The 18,810-nt window shown below is 37.8% G+C and carries 20 protein-coding genes; 15 read left to right on the top strand and 5 right to left on the bottom strand.

All coding sequences use genetic code 11. From position 1 onward, the window contains the following. Nucleotides 1–6: 6 nt before the first annotated feature. Entirely contained in the window at nt 7–705 is a 699-nt protein-coding gene (locus IE222_RS10250; protein WP_191272419.1) for a Crp/Fnr family transcriptional regulator, read from the bottom strand. A gap of 268 nt (nt 706–973) precedes the next feature. Here IE222_RS10250 and moaA point away from each other — a divergent pair, with 268 nt between their 5' ends. Continuing rightward, nucleotides 974–1,990 carry a GTP 3',8-cyclase MoaA gene (moaA, locus tag IE222_RS10245; protein WP_191272417.1) on the top strand — a complete coding sequence of 339 codons (1,017 nt, stop codon included), beginning with the start codon at nt 974–976 and terminating at the stop codon, nt 1,988–1,990. 52 nt (nt 1,991–2,042) lie between these two features. Here the strand turns inward: moaA and ric are convergent, their stop codons facing one another. Beyond that, nucleotides 2,043–2,738, bottom strand: a complete 696-nt coding sequence (ric, locus tag IE222_RS10240) for an iron-sulfur cluster repair di-iron protein (RefSeq protein ID WP_191272415.1) — start codon at nt 2,736–2,738, stop codon at nt 2,043–2,045. A gap of 228 nt (nt 2,739–2,966) precedes the next feature. On the opposite strand from ric, the gene IE222_RS10235 reads away from it, so the two are divergent. The 3 genes from IE222_RS10235 to IE222_RS10225 all read left to right on the top strand — a co-directional run bounded on the left by IE222_RS10235 (nt 2,967) and on the right by IE222_RS10225 (nt 5,537). Then, nucleotides 2,967–4,232: a molybdopterin molybdotransferase MoeA gene (locus tag IE222_RS10235; protein ID WP_191272413.1), complete on the top strand. Its 1,266-nt coding sequence runs from the start codon at nt 2,967–2,969 to the stop codon at nt 4,230–4,232. Further along, the gene (mobB, locus tag IE222_RS10230; protein WP_223282641.1) at nt 4,226–4,741 is read left to right on the top strand and encodes a molybdopterin-guanine dinucleotide biosynthesis protein B; all 516 of its coding nucleotides are present in this window, start codon (nt 4,226–4,228) and stop codon (nt 4,739–4,741) included. Before IE222_RS10235 ends, mobB begins: the two co-directional genes overlap by 7 nt. Before the next feature lie 67 nt (nt 4,742–4,808). Continuing rightward, nucleotides 4,809–5,537: a YwiC-like family protein gene (locus tag IE222_RS10225; protein ID WP_191272409.1), complete on the top strand. Its 729-nt coding sequence runs from the start codon at nt 4,809–4,811 to the stop codon at nt 5,535–5,537. Between the two features lie 31 nt (nt 5,538–5,568). Here IE222_RS10225 and IE222_RS10220 read toward each other — a convergent pair whose 3' ends face one another. Continuing rightward, complete coding sequence (locus tag IE222_RS10220; RefSeq protein ID WP_191272407.1) at nt 5,569–6,261, bottom strand: Crp/Fnr family transcriptional regulator; 693 nt, start codon at nt 6,259–6,261, stop codon at nt 5,569–5,571. Nucleotides 6,262–6,522: 261 nt separating this feature from the next. Here IE222_RS10220 and IE222_RS10215 point away from each other — a divergent pair, with 261 nt between their 5' ends. Together IE222_RS10215 and clpB are read left to right on the top strand one after the other, a co-directional pair. Continuing rightward, nucleotides 6,523–6,702 carry a YjzC family protein gene (locus IE222_RS10215; RefSeq protein ID WP_191272405.1) on the top strand — a complete coding sequence of 60 codons (180 nt, stop codon included), beginning with the start codon at nt 6,523–6,525 and terminating at the stop codon, nt 6,700–6,702. Nucleotides 6,703–6,816: 114 nt separating this feature from the next. Further along, on the top strand, nt 6,817–9,414 hold the full coding sequence (gene clpB, locus IE222_RS10210) for an ATP-dependent chaperone ClpB (protein ID WP_191272403.1): 2,598 nt from the start codon (nt 6,817–6,819) through the stop codon (nt 9,412–9,414). 130 nt (nt 9,415–9,544) lie between these two features. Here clpB and IE222_RS10205 read toward each other — a convergent pair whose 3' ends face one another. Next, nucleotides 9,545–9,727 carry a YjzD family protein gene (locus tag IE222_RS10205; RefSeq protein ID WP_191272401.1) on the bottom strand — a complete coding sequence of 61 codons (183 nt, stop codon included), beginning with the start codon at nt 9,725–9,727 and terminating at the stop codon, nt 9,545–9,547. Between the two features lie 165 nt (nt 9,728–9,892). On the opposite strand from IE222_RS10205, the gene IE222_RS10200 reads away from it, so the two are divergent. The 4 genes from IE222_RS10200 to IE222_RS10185 all read left to right on the top strand — a co-directional run bounded on the left by IE222_RS10200 (nt 9,893) and on the right by IE222_RS10185 (nt 12,867). Next, nucleotides 9,893–10,615 carry an alpha/beta fold hydrolase gene (locus IE222_RS10200; protein ID WP_191272399.1) on the top strand — a complete coding sequence of 241 codons (723 nt, stop codon included), beginning with the start codon at nt 9,893–9,895 and terminating at the stop codon, nt 10,613–10,615. A gap of 78 nt (nt 10,616–10,693) precedes the next feature. Next, nucleotides 10,694–11,521: a hypothetical protein gene (locus tag IE222_RS10195; protein WP_191272397.1), complete on the top strand. Its 828-nt coding sequence runs from the start codon at nt 10,694–10,696 to the stop codon at nt 11,519–11,521. A 187-nt stretch (nt 11,522–11,708) separates the two neighbouring features. Beyond that, nucleotides 11,709–12,656 (top strand): BMP family ABC transporter substrate-binding protein, encoded by a 948-nt coding sequence (locus IE222_RS10190; protein WP_191272395.1) that lies wholly within the window; start codon nt 11,709–11,711, stop codon nt 12,654–12,656. A 16-nt stretch (nt 12,657–12,672) separates the two neighbouring features. After that, nucleotides 12,673–12,867, top strand: a complete 195-nt coding sequence (locus IE222_RS10185) for a ComZ family protein (protein WP_191272393.1) — start codon at nt 12,673–12,675, stop codon at nt 12,865–12,867. Nucleotides 12,868–12,902: 35 nt separating this feature from the next. Here IE222_RS10185 and IE222_RS10180 read toward each other — a convergent pair whose 3' ends face one another. Further along, complete coding sequence (locus tag IE222_RS10180) at nt 12,903–13,268, bottom strand: hypothetical protein (RefSeq protein WP_191272391.1); 366 nt, start codon at nt 13,266–13,268, stop codon at nt 12,903–12,905. Between the two features lie 195 nt (nt 13,269–13,463). Here IE222_RS10180 and IE222_RS10175 point away from each other — a divergent pair, with 195 nt between their 5' ends. The 5 genes from IE222_RS10175 to IE222_RS10155 all read left to right on the top strand — a co-directional run bounded on the left by IE222_RS10175 (nt 13,464) and on the right by IE222_RS10155 (nt 18,798). Continuing rightward, the gene (locus IE222_RS10175) at nt 13,464–14,396 is read left to right on the top strand and encodes a beta-ketoacyl-ACP synthase III (protein WP_191272389.1); all 933 of its coding nucleotides are present in this window, start codon (nt 13,464–13,466) and stop codon (nt 14,394–14,396) included. Nucleotides 14,397–14,458: 62 nt separating this feature from the next. Continuing rightward, nucleotides 14,459–15,697, top strand: coding sequence for a beta-ketoacyl-ACP synthase II (gene fabF, locus IE222_RS10170; RefSeq protein ID WP_191272387.1), 1,239 nt, complete (start codon nt 14,459–14,461; stop codon nt 15,695–15,697). A gap of 123 nt (nt 15,698–15,820) precedes the next feature. Next, nucleotides 15,821–16,612: a DUF2268 domain-containing putative Zn-dependent protease gene (locus IE222_RS10165; protein WP_191272385.1), complete on the top strand. Its 792-nt coding sequence runs from the start codon at nt 15,821–15,823 to the stop codon at nt 16,610–16,612. A 153-nt stretch (nt 16,613–16,765) separates the two neighbouring features. Next, nucleotides 16,766–17,788: an ABC transporter ATP-binding protein gene (locus IE222_RS10160; RefSeq protein WP_191272383.1), complete on the top strand. Its 1,023-nt coding sequence runs from the start codon at nt 16,766–16,768 to the stop codon at nt 17,786–17,788. Next, nucleotides 17,788–18,798: an ABC transporter ATP-binding protein gene (locus IE222_RS10155; protein WP_191272381.1), complete on the top strand. Its 1,011-nt coding sequence runs from the start codon at nt 17,788–17,790 to the stop codon at nt 18,796–18,798. The genes IE222_RS10160 and IE222_RS10155 overlap by 1 nt, the downstream gene beginning before the upstream one ends. Nucleotides 18,799–18,810 lie beyond the last annotated feature (12 nt).

Below are 18,810 nucleotides of genomic sequence, written 5' to 3'. Positions count from 1 at the left end.
TAAAACCTATTCTATACTGCAATAAACGGCAGAACAGTTTTCGCACCCAATTTCATCTTTTAAGTATTGTAAATCTAAAACGGTGATTTTCCCCTTTTTAACGGAAATGATATTGTCACGTTTTAATTCGCTAAGTATTCGGTTGGTGCTTTCACGTGATGTACCACAGAAATTGGCAAGCTCCTGATTGGTTAATGGGAGATCAATTAAAATGGAATTACCTTTTGGAACACCATAGCTATTGGTCATTCGGATAAGAGTAGAAAAAAGTGCACCGCGTTTTCCATTGAGCACAAGGTCACGGAATTTAGTTTGTGTTTTGCGAAAATGATCGCTCATCCATTTCATAAACTCATAGGCAAGTTTACTGTTTTGGAAAATTTCACTCTCAATAACATCTTTTTTAATCGCGGCAATTTTTCCTTCCTCGAGGACTTTGGCACTTAATAAATATCTTGGACTGTCTGTAAATAATGTCAGCTCACCGCATATATCATTTTCGCCGCAGATCCTTAAAGAAAGTTCACGACCATCGGCTGTAATTTTACTGATTTGAATTTTTCCGGAAATAATAACGTAAAGCTCCTCTGCAGCCATTCCTTCTTGAAATAAGAATCTCCCGCGTTCACTTGTAAATGTCCGGTCAGCGAATTTTAGTAATTCTTTTATTTCAATCGATTGAGTTGGTTTCATAATTATCGTCATCTCTGCTCACTCCCAAAATAATATATTGAACCTATACGGATTAATTTTTTTCATTAATTACATTTTATCGTAAGAAATGCATGGCGAACTGGGTAAACAATGACAATATAGTGAAAACTTGTGAATGCTTTAAAGGAGTTCTGCTAATTTTATGGAATTATCATGTATAATAAAATTGTAGTATTAGTAAATAACTAACAGCCTTTTTTTGTAAACGTTTGATACAATAGTTATAATATGTTCTTTTTCATAATGGAGTTGATATTTAATGGAAAAAACCATTATTAAAGATAAATTAAATAGACCTTTACGGGACTTGCGCATTTCCGTGATTGACCGCTGTAATTTTCGCTGCCAATACTGTATGCCTGCTGACCAATTTGGGCCAGATTTTGAATTCTTGCCGCGAAGCGCTTTGTTAACCTATGAAGAGATTGAACGTGTTGCAAAAATATTTGTTAAATTAGGTGTTGAAAAACTCCGTTTAACCGGTGGAGAACCGCTGTTAAGACGAGATCTGCCAACCTTAGTTGAAAAGCTTTCAAATATCGAAGGATTAAGCGATCTTGCCCTTACAACTAATGGTGTATTATTACCAAAATTGGCACCAAGCTTGAGAAAGGCTGGATTAAAACGGGTCAATGTTAGTTTGGACAGCTTAGACGATGAGTTATTTGGAAAAATCAATGGACGCGGTGTGGGGACAGGTCCGGTTCTTGATGGAATTAAAGCTGCTAAGCAAGCTGGTCTGGGTGTTAAAATTAATATGGTAGTTAAAAAAGGATTAAATGACTCGGAAATAATTCCAATGGCTGATTATTGTAAAAAGAATGGATTAGAGCTGCGATATATTGAATTTATGGATGTTGGCTCAACGAATGGCTGGAAAATGGATGATGTTGTGACAAAAAGACAAATTTATAAATTATTAAAGGAACATTTTGAGCTTGAGCCGGTTGATCCTTCTTACTACGGTGAGGTAGCAAAATTGTACCGTTATAAGGATAATGATGTTAATGTAGGCTTTATTACTTCTGTATCTGAATCGTTTTGTTCTACCTGTACACGGGCGCGGCTTTCGGCGAATGGTCAAATTTTTACTTGTTTATTTAATGGAAATGGCCAGGATATTAGGAATTTTATGCGGAACGGTGCGACGGATGAGCAATTAGCCGAGCGGATTACGGCAATTTGGAATGGCCGTATGGACCGGTATTCAGACGAAAGAACGGCAGAAACAAATAAAAATCGTAAGAAAATTGAAATGTCCTATATCGGAGGTTAACATCGTTGCTCAAAAAAAACGAGCCTGATTATGATTGCAGGCTCGTTTTTTATTATATATATCTTGGGAATAGAATATTATTCTCAAGATGAACGTGCATAAAGGTTAACCCTTCTAGTGCTTCTAAACGAGCATAAACTAAACGATACGTACCGCAGGCATCAAGCGGAAGAGCAAAATCCGATGTTACTTCACGGATTTGTCTAAGGACTTCTCCAGCGTGATCATGCTCTTTTTCAAGTTCAATAATCATTTGAATCGCTTCTTCACGATTTGGGACGGTGCCTTCTTCAAGCTGTCTAATTAATGGGAATACAACGGCCTCTTCCTTTTCCATATGCTCGATCAATTCTTTTTTGAATTCGAAGAATAGTTCATTTACCTTCAATAGTTCTGGATGATTGTCTCCATGCACACGGGATACCTTCGTAACATATGGACTGAGATTTCTTAATTCCTCCTCAGAAACGCGATGGTAATTTTGAATAACATGATCAATGATTGTATTCGAATCAGAATCTGTCCAAACCTCAATATCTTTTTCAGCATTTATATATTTATCGAAAACAACTTTTAATTCATCTAACAACACATCTATATCAAGTCCATGCTGGGAAACGGCCTGTGATAATCGTATATTGCCGCCACAGCAAAAATCGATCCGATTCTTTTTAAATACATCGCTCGTTTTTGGTAATTCGTTTACAATATCTTTAACTAATGAATTAGCTGTAAATGGGAAAGTCATCTGAAAATCCTCCTTTTATATCATAAAGGTAGTGCTTACAAATCTAAGCATAATCCAAACCAGGGGAAAACTAGGTGACCTGAATCACACATTCGCTATATTTTTGTTTTTTTTCTAAAAATCTTTTTAGACCTTTAATATTTGATATGTCTATAAGTTTTATGTAGTCTTATAATGAATGTAGATACGTTATAATGAACTGTTTTTTTTAGATAGGAGCCGATGAATTTGTTTGAAAGAAGACAACCAATTCCAATAGCTGATGCAGTAAGAAAAATTATGGAGTTTCAATCGCATGGTGTTATTGAGAAGGTACTGATTGAAGAAAGCTATGGCCGCTTTTTGGCAGAGAATTTAGTTGCTACCTGCGATGTACCTCATTTTGATCGGGCACCCTATGACGGATTTGCGATTAGATCAATAGATTCAAGAGAGGCGTCTGTATCAAATACTGTTGAATTTGAAGTGGTGGATCATATTGGAGCGGGCATGGTTTCGCAAAAGATGATAGGGAAGAATCAAGCTGTTCGTATTATGACCGGTGCGATGATGCCTGCAGGAACGGATGCAGTTGTTATGTTCGAAGTGGCCCAAACCTTCGAAAAGAATGGGATTCCGCATATGTCTATTAAGCGAGAGTTTAAAAAAGGCGAGAATGTTTCATTTCGTGGAGAAGATGCGAAAGAAGGGGAAGTCCTCGTAAAAAAAGGAACATTGATTAACCCTGGAATTCAAGCCATGCTCGCAACATTTGGTTATAAACATGTGCCTGTTGCGAAAAAGCCTTTGGTTGGTTTGTTTGCTACCGGAACGGAACTATTGGAAGTGGAAGAACCATTAGTTCCAGGAAAAATTCGTAATAGCAATTCACATATGATTGCAGCACAAATTGAAAGAGCTGGTGGAAAAGTCCATTATTTCGGCAAATTGCCAGATGAATTTGATACTTGTTTTACGGCAGTAAAAAATGCTTTAGATGGGGTAGATATCCTTATAACAACAGGGGGAGTCTCTGTCGGAGATTTTGATTTTCTTCCGGAAATCTATGAAAAATTAGGAGCGGAAGTTCTTTTTAATAAGGTTGCGATGCGTCCTGGAAGTGTAACGACTGTTGCACAGCATAAGGGTAAGCTATTGTTCGGGCTCTCTGGAAATCCCTCAGCTTGTTATGTTGGTTTTGAATTATTTGCTAGACCGATTATTCGAAGGCTGCTTTGCGTTCCAAAACCACATTTACGAAAAGAAAAGGCTGAGCTTAAGACTGATTTTCCGAAAGCGAACCCTTTTACAAGATTTGTCCGCAGTTCGGTTTATATTGAAGATGGCAGACTTATGGTAACACCTAGCGGGCTGGATAAGTCAAATATTATCATGAGCCTTGCCGGTGCAAATTCTCTAACCATTCTTCCCGGCGGAACTAGGGGATTCACCTCCGGAACGGAAGTGGAAATATTAATGCTCGAAGACCAAATTGGCAGTGAGTGGCCGTGGTAAAACCGGTTATATTCCAAATTGTTGGTTATCAAAATAGCGGGAAAACAACATTCACAACAAAACTTATTCAAAGGCTTACAGCCGATGGAATCAAAACGGCAGTGATTAAACATCATGGACATGGCGGAAAGCCAGACGTACCGAATGAAAAGGACTCATCAAAGTATATAGAGTTTGGCGCGGAGGCTTCTATTGTAGAAGGAAATGGCCGCTTAATCCTCCAGGGGGAAAGTGAAGAATTTAGCTTAGAAAAACAAATTTTGCTAATGGACTTTTTTCAGCCCGATGTTATTTTGATTGAGGGACATAAGTCAGCAGATTATCCTAAGCTGGTAATCATTAAGGAAATGGCGGATACGGCTTTATTATATAAACTAAACAACATTCAGGCTATTGTGTATTGGCAGGAAGATACTGTTAGGTATATTCAATCGGATATGAATATACCTAACTTTTCAGTTTTTGATGAAGAGGCGGTAAATTTCATTGTTCACTTATGTACAAAGTGATGTTCTTCACTTATTTTTCTATTTGCCTATTTTATAGTATTGGTAATAGAAGAAGGAGTGAAACAAAATGAAGCTATTTTTACCAAAACAGCACGGTGCTTGGGCAATGGTAATCATCCCATTTTGGCTGGGAGTGATCTCTAGCGGATTTGTATGGCAGCATGTCCCATTTTTTTTCGGCTGGCTTTTATTGTATTTAGCAACATATCCAATGCTCCTGATTTTTAAAAAGAAAAAGGTTTCATATTATATAAAGTGGACTATCATTTATTTAGTACCAGCATGGTTGCTGCTGTTATTCCCGCTTTTTGAGAGGCCACCAATAATTTACTTTGGATTGTTAATGATTCCGTTCTTTGTGATTAATGCATACTATACATCCATTAATCGGGATCGTGCTTTTATGAATGATATTAGTGCAATCTGTGCGTTTTCCATTGCTGGGTTGGCTAGCAGTTATTTTTCAGCCGGGATGATTTCAACTGAAACACTTATTTACAGTTTTTTAAGTTCTATTTTATTTTTCATTGGCTGTACCTTTTATGTTAAGACAATGATTAGGGAGAAGAAAAATTCACGATTCAAATGGGTTTCATGGGTGTATCATACCCTATTAGTGCTTTCTTGGATGGTATTAGGCTTATGGATTGTAGTTTTTGCTTATATTCCAAGCTTGGTTAGAGCGATTATGTTCTACGGCAAAAAGTTATCGCCAAAACAAATAGGGATTTATGAAATCGTGAATTCCGCTATCTTTTTTATCTTAATAACAATACAAATCCTTAAATTAAAATAAAAAAATCGGACATATTGACCGATTTTTTATTTTAATCAATTTTACATATCTCAACGGGGCAATCTTCACAATCAATTTCCTCTTTTAAATAATTTACATCATGGATTGTAATAGTACCTTTTGAAATGGAAATAATACCGGTTTTCCTTAAATCGCTTAAAAGCCGGTTAACAACTTCACGTGATGTGCCGCAAAAATTGGCTAATTCTTGATTCGTTAATGGTATATTAATTAAAATCCCGTCGCTGGTATTTAGTCCATAGCTATTGCAAATCCTAATTAAGGTCGAATATAATGCTCCCTTTTTTCCATGTAGGACAAGATCGCGAAACTTTGTTTGGGTCTTACGATATTGGAGGCTCATCCATCGAATGAATTCAAAGGCAAGAGGGAGGTTTTGTGATAATTTTTCCTCCAATTCAGTCCTCATGATTACGGCTACTTCGCCGCTTTCAACAACTCTTGCGCTTAATAAATAGCGTGAAGATGAAGAAAATAAATTTAATTCACCTACGAAGTCACCGCTGTTGCACATCCTTAAAGTAAGTTCACGTCCATCTGGAATGATTTTACTAAGCTGCAGGATGCCGCTTTGAATAATATATAATTCATCTGCCTGCCTGCCTTCTTGGAATAAGAAGGTGCCTTTCTCCACTTTTTTTACGTGACGAACAGTTTCAAAGAGGTGTGATAATGTGACCGGAATTTCTTTTACTGACAGCATACTAAAACCGCCTTTACAGGTACGAACCCAACTGATAAAAAAATAATGGGAAGAACAGTTAGATTTTTTCAGGATTTTACTATAATTATATTGATAACAAAGATTATTTTGCAATATTTGTGGAATAAGTTCATACAATCGTCAAAAAACCAGCAATATTTCTTGGGAAATATGTCGAATCCTAAAAAATGAAAGAAATTCCTTTAATGGACCTGTTTGAAAAGGAAATACTATTTAATGTAATCATGAAGGAGGGTCATTATGGGACAAAATCGTCAATTCAAACCAGGGAAGAAAGCCCCTAATAATGGTGTGTATATTGAAGTCGGAGAGACTGGAAGCAATGTCATCAATCCAAAAAAAATAAAGCTAAAAGCTGGAGATCCTTTTCCTGAAAACTCCAACGATGAACGAGTATGGACCTATCAGAGGAAACCATGATGAGCAAACAAGATAAAGTCATCCCTTTATGGATGGCTTTATCTTTTACTTTTTAAAAAGGTTTTTCTATAATAAGTATAAAAGGTCAGAAAAGGTCAAAGGGGAGTGGGAAATATGGATATAAATCGTATGACTGAACGGATGCAGGCTGGTATGATGCATGCACGGACGCTTGCCATTCAAAAAAAACATCAAGAGATTGATGAAGCCCATTTATTTTTGTCCCTGATGAATCAAGACGACAGTTTAATAAACACTATCCTGATAAGGGGAGGAATCCCCGCAAATAAAGTACAAGAAGATTTAACAAACTCGCTTGCAAAAAAGCCAGAAGTAAGCGGAAGCGGAGTGGAACAGGGCAAACTATATATTACCAACAAGCTGCAAAAGTTATTGGTAAGTGCCGAGGAGTTTGCAGGTAAATTTTCTGATGAGTATATTTCCGTTGAACATTTCCTTTTAGCTGCCGTAAATGCAAATCACTCTGAAATGAAAACAATTATTCAATCGTTTGGTCGTTCGGCAGAAGATATTTTAAAAGCAATTAAAGAGATAAGGGGGAGCCAAAGAGTGACTTCACAAAATCCAGAGGCTGGTTATGAAGCTTTAAAAAAATACGGGAGAGACCTTGTTGCGGAGGTAAAGGCGGGAAAACTTGATCCGGTTATCGGCAGGGATGCTGAAATCCGTAACGTGATACGAATTTTGTCACGAAAAACAAAAAATAACCCTGTCCTAATTGGTGAGCCTGGGGTTGGGAAAACGGCGATTGTCGAGGGGCTGGCACAGCGGATTGTCAGAAAGGACGTTCCTGAGGGATTAAAGGATAAAACCGTATTTGCTCTTGATATGAGCGCATTGATTGCCGGTGCAAAATTTAGAGGTGAATTCGAAGAACGTTTAAAGGCTGTCCTAAACGAAATTAAAAAAAGTGAAGGACAAATATTACTATTTATCGATGAACTCCATACTATTGTCGGCGCCGGAAGAACGGATGGAGCAATGGATGCCGGCAATATGTTAAAGCCAATGCTCGCTCGAGGCGAGCTTCATTGTATTGGGGCTACAACCTTAGATGAACACCGTAAATATATTGAAAAAGATCCCGCACTAGAGCGCAGATTCCAGCAGGTGCTGGTCCAAGAACCTACCGTAGAAGATAGTATTTCAATTTTACGTGGACTAAAAGAACGCTTTGAGGTTCACCATGGAGTAAAAATCCATGACCATGCGTTAGTGGCTGCGGCTGTTCTTTCAGACCGCTATATAACAGACCGCTTTTTGCCGGATAAAGCCATTGATCTAGTCGATGAAGCCTGTGCGATGATTCGCACTGAAATAGATTCCATGCCGACAGAACTGGATGAGGTAACTCGCCGTGTGATGCAATTAGAAATAGAGGAAGCTGCATTAAGAAAAGAACAAGATGATGCAAGCAAACAACGGCTTGGACATTTGCAAAAAGAATTAGCTGATTTAAAGGAACAGGCTAATGCTATGAAAGCAAAATGGCTCGAAGAGAAACAGAATATTACTAAGCTGCAAGAAAAACGAGAACACATTGAAAAGCTTCGCCGTGAACTTGTACAGGCTGAGGATAAATATGATTTAAATCGTGCAGCAGAACTGCGCCACGGACTTATTCCATTGGCCGAGAAGGAATTGAACGAGCTAGAAATAGATAACCAGAAGGATGACAAACTCCTCAGAGAAGAAGTAACCGGCGAAGAAATTTCCAATATTGTATCTAGATGGACAGGCATCCCTCTTTCTAAATTAGTTGAGGGAGAAAGAGAGAAGCTGTTAAGATTAGAGTACATTCTGCAGGAACGTGTGATTGGTCAAGAGGAGGCGGTTAATTTAGTTGCTGATGCAGTACTGCGAGCGCGGGCAGGGATTAAAGATCCTAACCGTCCTATCGGTTCATTCTTATTTCTAGGTCCTACAGGTGTAGGAAAAACGGAATTGGCCAAAGCTTTGGCAGAATCTTTATTTGATAGTGAAGATCATATCGTCAGAATTGATATGTCCGAATATATGGAAAAGCATGCTGTTTCAAGATTAATTGGGGCCCCTCCAGGTTACGTAGGATATGAAGAAGGAGGACAGTTGACAGAAGCTGTGAGAAGAAGACCCTATTCCGTCATATTAATGGACGAAATTGAGAAAGCTCATCCAGAGGTATTCAATATCCTCCTCCAAGCACTGGATGATGGTCGTATAACCGATTCACAAGGAAGAATGGTGGATTTTAAAAACACTGTGATTATTATGACTTCTAATATTGGCTCAAAGTTTTTACTAGAACAGAATGAAAACGAAATTGAAATTTCAGATACAGCAAGGGAAAATGTAATGAGTAAATTAAGGGCACATTTCAGGCCGGAATTCCTTAATCGAATCGATGAAACAATTCTCTTTAAACCACTTTCGTTAGCAGAAATAAAAAAGATTGTTGTTAAGATGTTAAAAAATCTAGAGAACCGTCTAAAAGAGCAGCAAATCCATATTTCTATTGGAGAGGATGCTAAAGAATTCATTGCTGTAAATGGATTTGATCATAATTATGGGGCAAGACCGTTAAAGCGGTATATCGGACGATATATTGAAACAAAGCTTGCACGCGAAATCATTGCCGGCAAAGTATATGACGGTTCAACAGTTGAAATTACAATAGAAAACGGGGAATTAGCCGTAAAAGTCCATAATTAAAAAATAGCATTGTTAAAGATTATTGCTAATTTCGGACTCATGTTAATTTAAACCAAGTGCCTGGAGCGCAGTTCAACAGGTAAAGCAAAAAATAAAAAAGGTCTTCCATCATTGATGGGAGACCTTTTTCTTAGTGTTTCTCAGCCGGTTGATTGGGAACCACCGCAGCTAAAACCATAATTAAAATAGATACTACGACAGAAATAACAGCAGCCGATACATAGTCAAATTGCGCACCAGTCATCGAGCTAACTACATATGCAAGCATTTCTACTAAAAGTAATGACCAGAAAAAGGTCCAAAAAAATCGCACTATTTTTCACCTGCCTATTTTCATCAATTTTAATAGTACCATAACAATAAAAAATAATAAATAACCTTTTTGTTCAATGAAGCCTTAATATAGGCAAAACCCCCGTTCATCTTTAGTAAACCCGCATACAATATGGTGAGGAAATATGTAAAAGGAGATTTATCGATGGATAGTCGAGTCTTTCAGGTGGATACCCAATGGAATATTATATATTATCCAGCAAGACCTAATGGTTTTGGAGTATTAATCATTGGTGATGAAAGGCATTTTGTGGAAGAAAATAAATGTTACTGGACACAAAATGAAGGCAAACATGCTATTTTGAACGAGCTTAAAGAAAAAGGCTACACCATTTTTTCCTCAAATCTTTACGGGCGGCACTGGGGGAGCGAGAATGCAGTCGAGCTTGCACAACGGGTTTATGAAAGAATTATTCGAAGCGAGATACTTAATACGAAAATTCATATTTTAGCTGAAGGAATGGGAGCTCTTGTTGCTGTTGAATTAATGGAAAAGATGAAAGACATGATTAGGTCGATTATTCTTTTAAATCCTATTCTTTCGCTAAAGCTGCATCTTGAGCAGGAAAAGGAGCATAAATTTTTTTATAAAAAGTTAATGAGAGAATTAACCACAGCTTATGAAATGGATCAAAACGAACTCGAGGAAAAAATCGTGAGCATTGATGACCAAATTCATCTTGATGGGAAAGTTCCTGTTAAAATTATCCATGTATTGTCTGGAGGCAGATCCTATAATCAATCAAAACAATATAAAAAAATCTTGGCTGCTTCAACAATTATTCCAACCTTTATAGTCCCCGAAAAAAAACTACAAATAGGTAAAATTTGTATAAACTTTTTTCAACACTTTGAATTAGAACTATAGCATAGACCTCCTCAAAAGAAATAATTCCTTAAAGTGCCGCATACGATACTATAAGGTATGTTTGAGGAGGTAAAAATCATGGACAAGGCCATTATTATAGGCATTTATAACTTTGTTGGCTTTCAGATCTGTCATACATTGTTAAATAAGGGCATCGAAGTAAATGGGATTCATATCGATTCGAAAACCGACCCATTTCTTGAAGAGAAAAGGCTTGAGATCGGTAGAAATGCTAATTTTGTTGAGAGTTCATTGTCCAAATGGAATGTTAGTGAAAATGGGAATGACTTAAAAAAACAAATCTTAATTTTTCCGATATATGACTTTTATATACTACGTGAAGAGGCGATGTTAGAAAAGGAAATATTGGTTAATAAAGTTATTCAATATTTAGAAGAAAAGAAGGGAAACTCCAATATAGTAATTATTGCACCCATTCAATTGCTTGCTCAAAATTTGCCCTCTATGAATACCTTATTGGAACAAATGCGGGGGCTGGATCCTAACATTCAGTTTATTTTTTTGCCTGCCATATTCGGTCCATGGCAGCCATCAATGTTTTTGTTTCAGCAAGCGATTATCTCATCATTTCAAAAATGTAAAATCTCACTTTCTGATCGTGAATGGACGAAAGATGCCCTTTTTGCGGCAGATGCGGCAGAAGCCATTTTTGAAATAATTGAATCAGCAAATCCTGGCAGTTATTTGCTCGAAAGCGGAAAAAATAACTATTGGGAGAAATGTGCTGGGTATCTTGCTGAAATTAGTAAGCTAAAGGACCAGCGGGAATCCATTCAAATAGACAGCAAAATTATGAGGGTGCCAGTTAAATGTTTAACACCGATAACTGAGGCACTCAATTTCCAAAAGGAGCATGTAAAAATGCATTACCACTGGCGGCCATGAATTTTTTGTGAAATAGTATTAAATTTTGGAGTTAAAAAGCTGAGGCCAAGTAAAATACCTTTTCATTTTAGGAATCTGAGGTTAGAATAAATATTAAAAAAGGATTCCTCTAAGAATCTTCGGAAATCTTGTATAAATAAAATGGAAAAAATAATATAAAAGGCAGCCGTACGAAGGAGATGCATTCATGCTAAACCGTTTCGTAATCATACTTTTATGCCTTTTACTGCTTGGCGGTTGCAGCGGCCCGAATTCCAAAGGAAATTTGCAAAAGGTTGGCTTATTAGTCCCTGAAACCATTAATGACCAAGTATGGGGAACAAAAGGCTTTAAAGGTATGTTGAAAATCCAATCAAAATTTGATGTAGATGTTTTCTACAAAGAAGGGATGGATTCGCAATCTGAAGTTGAACGTGCAGTAAAAGAATTTTCTCAAAAAGGGGTAAATTTGATATTCGGACATGGTTCTGAGTACGGTGAATATTTTAATAATATTTCCAAAGACTATCCAGAGATTCATTTTATTTCTTTTAATTCAGATGCAAAAAATTCCAATACGACAAGCCTAAGTTTTAAGGCTTACGCTATGGGGTTTTTTGGTGGTATGGTGGCAGCACATATGTCAAGAGTAAATAAAGTGGGTGTGCTCGCAGCTTATGAATGGCAGCCGGAGATTGAGGGGTTTTACCAAGGGGCACTGGCCGAGAATAAAAATATCCAAGTAAGTATAGACTATGTCGGTAATTGGGATAATGGGCAAAAAGCTGTGCAATTAGCAGACAGGATGATGGAGAAAGGTGTTGATGTCATTTATCCCGCGGGTGATGGGTTTAACGTTCCTGTTATTGAACGAGTTAAAGAACGAGGATTTTATGTTATTGGATATGTTTCTGAACAGTCTGATTTAGGGGAATCTACCGTATTAACTAGTACTATTCAGCAAGTAGACAAACTATATGAAATAGTAGCGGAACGGTATAATGATGGAAGGCTTGAATCAGGGAATTTATTTTTCGATTTTCAAGATGATGTAATTTCGTTAGGGAAATTTAGCCCTTTGGTTAGTAAAGAATTCATACAAAAAATAAATCGATCTATCGAAACATATAAGGTTACAGGGAAATTGCCAAAATAAATAAAGGAGATACATAATGAACGAGGATAAATCTTTACAATTTATGCAAATTGCGATGAAATATATACCTGAGGCAAAAGCACAGCTGGATAAGTCTGGTGTTGAATTATCCATGGAATTAATTGAACCTTTTATGAACTTATTTATGAAAGTCATGCAAGAAGCTTACGAACTCGGAAGAGAAGAGACACGTTCTGAAGTAAATCAATAAAAAAAGAAATAAGCTGCCTTCTGTAGTTAGGCAGTTTATTTCTTTTTTATATATCGTTCGATATATGGATATACCTTTTGAAATAATGGCTTTAATCCACGGGTAGATTCAATCAATGTATCGATATGTCCGAACATTGTTTCTAAATCAATATAAGGCTGATTAGAATACGGATTGTGTAAAGATTGATTACCGGAGAACTCTTTTGTCATCTGCTGTGCTCTCCTTGGACCGAACATTAAGGCGGTGAATGGGTCCTGATTGTTTTGCTGGCTATTATGATTCTCTTGATGTATTTCGAGCCAATGCAAGTCAGAGTCTATGCGATCAATTGATTCTTCAAATTTGTCATCCTCATGTGAATCCAGCGGTCCAAGCCCATTTAATTCCTGATTGTCCATTACTTTTACTCCTTTCACTAGTCTCTTATTATTTAAAATATGAATAAAAGAAGGGAATCGAAAGTACATTAGCGGAGAGAGAAGAAGAAACAGTTGCGAAAAGGATATTTCTTTTGATAAAATTAGTACCAAGTCATAATAATTGATATAAATCTTAGGATATAGAGGTTTTTTAATACTAAAGGAGATGGAAATATGAGGGCTGGTATTATTGGTATGGGCAGATATTTGCCAGAAAAAGTACTTACCAACCAAGATTTAGAAAAAATAGTGGATACATCTGATGAATGGATTCGAACTAGGACGGGAATCGAAGAACGGCGAATTGCTGCAGATGATGTAAATACATCCGATATGGCATTTATTGCCGCACAAAAGGCAATTGAAAATGCAGGGATTACCCCTGAAGATATTGACTTAATTTTGGTTGCTACGGTAACCCCTGACTCGCCATTTCCTTCAGTTTCATGCAGAATTCAAGAAAGACTAGGAGCAAAGAAGGCAGCAGCAATGGATGTTAGCGCTGCATGCGCCGGCTTTATGTATGGTATCGTAACAGGTAAACAATTCATTGAATCCGGTGTCTACAAACATGTCCTAGTTGTTGGGGTAGAAAAACTATCTAAAATCACTGATTGGAGTGACCGGAATACGGCTGTATTATTTGGTGATGCTGCTGGAGCAGCTATTTTAGGACCTGTTTCCGGTGAGCGCGGTATCCTTTCTTTTGAGTTAGGTGCCGATGGGACAGGAGGAAAGCATCTTTATCAGGATGAATACATTATTATGAATGGGCGGGAAGTATTTAAGTTTGCCGTTAGACAAATGGGCGAAAGCTGTATTAATGTACTAGAAAAGGCAGGATTGAAAAAGGAAGACGTTGATTTTCTTATTCCACACCAAGCCAATATTCGTATTATGGAAGCCTCTAGACAAAGACTGGAGCTCCCAGAAGAAAAAATGTCTAAAACGGTGAACAAATATGGTAATACATCAGCAGCTTCGATACCAATTTCACTTATTGAAGAATTGGAAGCAGGAAAAATAAAGGACGATGACTTAATTGTTATGGTTGGTTTCGGAGGCGGTCTGACCTGGGGTGCTATCGCCATCCGCTGGGGAAAATAATAAAAAAAGCAAAAAATATAGATTATAGTATATGGAAATGCTATTTTAAAGGAGATGCGCAAATGGAAAAACGTAGAGTTGTCGTGACAGGCGTTGGAGCGGTTACACCACTTGGAAACGATGTTGAAACAACTTGGAAGGGGATTTTGGCTGGAAAGTCTGGGGTTGGGCCATTGACTAGGCTTAATGCAGATGATTATCCGGCTAAGGTTGCTGCAGAAGTTAAAGATTTTGACCCTGAAGTATTTATGGAACGAAAAGATGCCAGAAAAATGGATCGCTTTACACAATATGCAGTTGCTGGTGCAATCATGGCGGTTAAGGATTCAAATTTGACAATTAATGAAGAAAACTCCCATCGTGTCGGAGTGTGGATTGGTTCCGGTATTGGCGGAATGGAAACCTTTGAACAGCAATTTGAAATTTTCCAAAAAAGAGGGTATAAACGAGTAAGTCCATTCTTTGTACCGATGTTAATACCAGACATGGCTACAGGGCAGGTTTCTATTACCCTTGGAGCAAGAGGCTTTAATTCTTGTACAGTAACCGCCTGCGCAACAGGTACCAATTCGATTGGTGATGCTTTTAAAGTAATCCAGCGTGGTGATGCTGATGTAATGGTTACCGGCGGAGCAGAAGCACCAATTACGAGAATGTCTGTTGCTGGCTTCTGCGCCAACACAGCACTTTCAACTAATCCAGACCCGCAAACAGCAAGCAGACCATTTGATAAAAATCGAGACGGCTTTGTAATCGGAGAAGGAGCTGGAATCGTCGTTCTTGAAGAGCTAGAGCATGCATTGGCACGTGGTGCTAAAATTTATGCTGAAATTGTTGGCTACGGTGCTACAGGCGATGCCTATCATATTACTGCACCAGCACCAGGCGGCGAAGGCGGTGCAAGGGCAATGAAGATGGCGATAGAGGATGCCGGATTGACGCCGGAAGAAATTGATTATATAAACGCGCACGGTACAAGCACAGATTACAATGATAAATTTGAAACGCTGGCTGTCAAAGAAGTATTTGGAGAGCATGCGTATAAAACCGCAATGAGTTCCACTAAGTCAATGACCGGTCATTTGCTAGGTGCTGCCGGGGGTGTTGAAGCTATTTTTACTGTTCTGGCAATGAGGGACAGCATGCTTCCGCCGACCATCAATTATGAAACACCAGACCCGGATTGCGATTTAGATTATGTAACAAATACAGCCCGTTCGAAAGAAATAAATGCTGCAATGAGTAACTCATTAGGCTTCGGCGGTCATAATGCAACAATAGTATTTAAAAAATATCAATAAAAAATAGCCTGGCTTGGTGTATTCCAAGCTGGGCTTTTTGCATTTTCGAGCAGTCCTAGAACATCCCCTTAATTCATTCATAAAATACTATTAGTTAATCTGAATAGTAAGGGATGTGAAAAAATGGGGATTATTCGAACGGATGAATGGCTTAAAAAGGACTTTGACCGTCCAGCCAAAATCTGTGATAGACTTCTTCCGTACTTTAAAGGCCAAAAAACAAGTGAGATATATAATCAACTGTTAAAATTCGGCATGTACCGGCCTTCTTGGAGAACGCGAAAAAACTTCGATTCAATGATTGAGGATAAAGCCTGGGAGCAAGTAAAAAAATTATTTTCTAAGTATAAAAATAAATGGTCAGGACCTGATATTCCTATATTTCTATTTCCACTTGAGCAAAGAGGGGGAATATTTTTCCGGCAAGAAGAAAGAAATAAAGCCGGTGTCTCATTTCCAGATAAAATGTTTCTATTTCTGTCACATTATGATGATCCTAAGGAGTTAGAAGCACTCATTGTTCATGAATACCACCATGTTTGCAGACTGCGGACGTTGAATCGAAAGATGGAAGATTATACATTACTGGACTCTATTATCATTGAAGGGCTTGCTGAGTATGCAGTGCTAAAAAATTGCGGGGAAGAGTATTTAGCCAACTGGTGTAATATTTATACAGATAGAGAGATATTATTCTTCTGGAATCGCTTCCTTAGGGAACAGCTGTATACGAAAAAAAATGAAAGAGTGCATGATGAGTTATTATATGGAGGCGGAAGGATTCCATCTTTACTTGGATATGCAGCCGGATATAATATTGTGAGGGAATATTATAACTCGGAGAATTATTCTACAAAACTAACCTTCAATATACCAGCCTCGAAGTTTATTAAAAAAAGGAATATCTTCAATTAAAAAAGCCTAATAATAAAGGCTTTTTTTATTTGAAAAAGATTGTAAATTGGAAATCTTATAAAAAAGTCTTGCAATTGTAATAATTCTGTAATAGAATTCTATTTAAATATAGCAAAAATACCAAAATAATTCAAAAAAGTAAGAAGGTGTACTATGAGCAAAAAAAAGTCATTACTCAAAGAAGCACCGTTGCTCGAAGTGAAAAATTTAGAGACTGCCTTTGATATTGATGGTACATATTATAATGCTGTAGATAATGTTTCATTTAAAGTTAAGCCGCGGCAAATTGTCGGAGTTGTTGGAGAATCCGGTTGTGGTAAATCAGTGATGAGTCTATCAATTATGCAATTATTGCCTAAAGGAATCGGCAAGGTTAAATCTGGTGAAATCATTTTCGATGGAATTAGCCTTGAAAAGATGACTGAAGGGCAAATCAATAAGATTCGCGGTAAAGATGTTTCGATGATTTTTCAAGAGCCCATGACCTCCTTAAATCCCGTATTTACAATTGGTTATCAGCTGCAGGAGGTATTATTCAATCATACAAAAATCTCCAAACGAGAGGCTAGACTTAAGTCCATTGCCTTATTAAAAAGTGTGGGGATCTCACGTCCTGAGAAAATTGTTGATGAATATCCGCACCAATTATCCGGCGGGATGAGGCAGCGTGTCATGATTGCTATTGCAATAGCATGTCAGCCCAAATTGTTAATTGCCGATGAGCCAACTACAGCACTGGATGTTACGGTGCAAGCTCAAATCCTGGAGCTATTAAAAGAAATTCAAGAAGTTAATGATATGTCAGTCATTCTCATTACCCATGATTTAGGTGTAGTTGCTGAAATGTGTGATGAGGTGATTGTTATGTATGCCGGAAAAATTGTTGAACGCACAGACGTTGACACATTGTTTTATAATCCAAAGCATCCATACACAACTCTGCTTTTGGGAGCGGTTCCAAAAATGGATGAAGAGGAAGAACGTCTTAGTTCCATCAAAGGAATTGTACCATCTCTCACAAATATGCCCAAAGTTGGATGCCGATTTGCCAACAGGTGCCCTAAGGCAATGCCTGAATGCTTTACCACCACCCCAATGCTTGCAGATGTTGATCAAGGTCACGAAGTAGCCTGCTTGCTCTATGAAACTAGTAAACCAAGAGAAGGGGTGAAATAATGAGTACCATTTCCCTACATAATAAAAGTGAAAAGCATACCCCGCGATCAGAAAATCTTTTAGAAATTAGAAATCTAAAAACCTATTACCCTGTAAAAGGCGGTTTTTTTAAGCATACCGTTGGACATGTAAAAGCGGTTGATAATATTTCCTTTGAAATTAAAAGAGGAGAAACACTAGGGCTGGTTGGAGAGTCAGGCTGCGGCAAATCAACTGCAGGCAGGACCATTTTAAGGCTGTTAAAACCAACAGATGGCAAAATCCTTTTTGATGGTAAAGACATTACTAATATTTCTGGAAAACATTTGCGTGAAATTCGCAAGGATATGCAAATGGTGTTTCAAGATCCCTATGCATCACTTAACCCAATGCAAATGGTCGGAGATATCATTGCAGAGCCTATTTACAATTATACGAAGAAAAGTAAAGAGGACCTAAAGAAGGAAGTTATGGACCTTTTGGAAAAGGTAGGTCTTCCGCCAGATGCCTACTATAAGTATGCTCATGAGTTTTCCGGAGGTCAGCGTCAAAGGATAGGAATTGCACGTGCTCTAGCGCTTAGACCAAAAATGATTATTGCAGATGAACCGGTTTCCGCCCTTGATGTTTCTGTTCAGTCACAGGTTCTAAATTTATTAAAAGATTTACAGAAAGAATTTGATTTAACATTCCTATTTATCGCTCATGACCTAAGTGTTGTAAAACATATGAGCGATCGAATTGGAGTTATGTATTTAGGCAATATGGCTGAGCTTGCAGATAAAAAGAGTCTATACGCAGAACCCTTACATCCATATACCAAAGCATTGATTTCAGCGATTCCTTCTCCGGACCCGAGGCAAAAAAAAGAACGGATAATTCTAACGGGGGATGTTCCAAGTCCGATTAATCCACCATCAGGATGCCCTTTCCATCCACGCTGTCCAATGGCAATGGAGGAGTGCTCGAAAACAAAACCGGTATTAAAGGAGGTGAGACCATCTCATCGAGTGGCTTGCCACCTTTATTAAAAAATTGGCTGT

Source organism: Neobacillus kokaensis, from assembly GCF_014656545.1.
GTDB classification, from domain to species: domain Bacteria; phylum Bacillota; class Bacilli; order Bacillales; family Cytobacillaceae; genus Neobacillus; species Neobacillus kokaensis.
This window is presented reverse-complemented; position numbering and strand designations above follow the sequence as displayed.

Bases quoted from the DNA above. Each gene is read 5' to 3' on its own strand.
- IE222_RS10250 (WP_191272419.1), bottom strand. From the start codon at position 705: ATGACGATAATTATGAAACCAACTCAATCGATTGAAATAAAAGAATTA.
- moaA (WP_191272417.1), top strand. From the start codon at position 974: ATGGAAAAAACCATTATTAAAGATAAATTAAATAGACCTTTACGGGAC.
- ric (WP_191272415.1), bottom strand. From the start codon at position 2,738: ATGACTTTCCCATTTACAGCTAATTCATTAGTTAAAGATATTGTAAAC.
- IE222_RS10225 (WP_191272409.1), top strand. From the start codon at position 4,809: ATGAAGCTATTTTTACCAAAACAGCACGGTGCTTGGGCAATGGTAATC.
- IE222_RS10220 (WP_191272407.1), bottom strand. From the start codon at position 6,261: ATGCTGTCAGTAAAAGAAATTCCGGTCACATTATCACACCTCTTTGAA.
- IE222_RS10215 (WP_191272405.1), top strand. From the start codon at position 6,523: ATGGGACAAAATCGTCAATTCAAACCAGGGAAGAAAGCCCCTAATAAT.
- clpB (WP_191272403.1), top strand. From the start codon at position 6,817: ATGGATATAAATCGTATGACTGAACGGATGCAGGCTGGTATGATGCAT.
- IE222_RS10200 (WP_191272399.1), top strand. From the start codon at position 9,893: ATGGATAGTCGAGTCTTTCAGGTGGATACCCAATGGAATATTATATAT.
- IE222_RS10195 (WP_191272397.1), top strand. From the start codon at position 10,694: ATGGACAAGGCCATTATTATAGGCATTTATAACTTTGTTGGCTTTCAG.
- IE222_RS10190 (WP_191272395.1), top strand. From the start codon at position 11,709: ATGCTAAACCGTTTCGTAATCATACTTTTATGCCTTTTACTGCTTGGC.
- IE222_RS10185 (WP_191272393.1), top strand. From the start codon at position 12,673: ATGAACGAGGATAAATCTTTACAATTTATGCAAATTGCGATGAAATAT.
- IE222_RS10180 (WP_191272391.1), bottom strand. From the start codon at position 13,268: ATGGACAATCAGGAATTAAATGGGCTTGGACCGCTGGATTCACATGAG.
- IE222_RS10175 (WP_191272389.1), top strand. From the start codon at position 13,464: ATGAGGGCTGGTATTATTGGTATGGGCAGATATTTGCCAGAAAAAGTA.
- fabF (WP_191272387.1), top strand. From the start codon at position 14,459: ATGGAAAAACGTAGAGTTGTCGTGACAGGCGTTGGAGCGGTTACACCA.
- IE222_RS10165 (WP_191272385.1), top strand. From the start codon at position 15,821: ATGGGGATTATTCGAACGGATGAATGGCTTAAAAAGGACTTTGACCGT.
- IE222_RS10160 (WP_191272383.1), top strand. From the start codon at position 16,766: ATGAGCAAAAAAAAGTCATTACTCAAAGAAGCACCGTTGCTCGAAGTG.
- IE222_RS10155 (WP_191272381.1), top strand. From the start codon at position 17,788: ATGAGTACCATTTCCCTACATAATAAAAGTGAAAAGCATACCCCGCGA.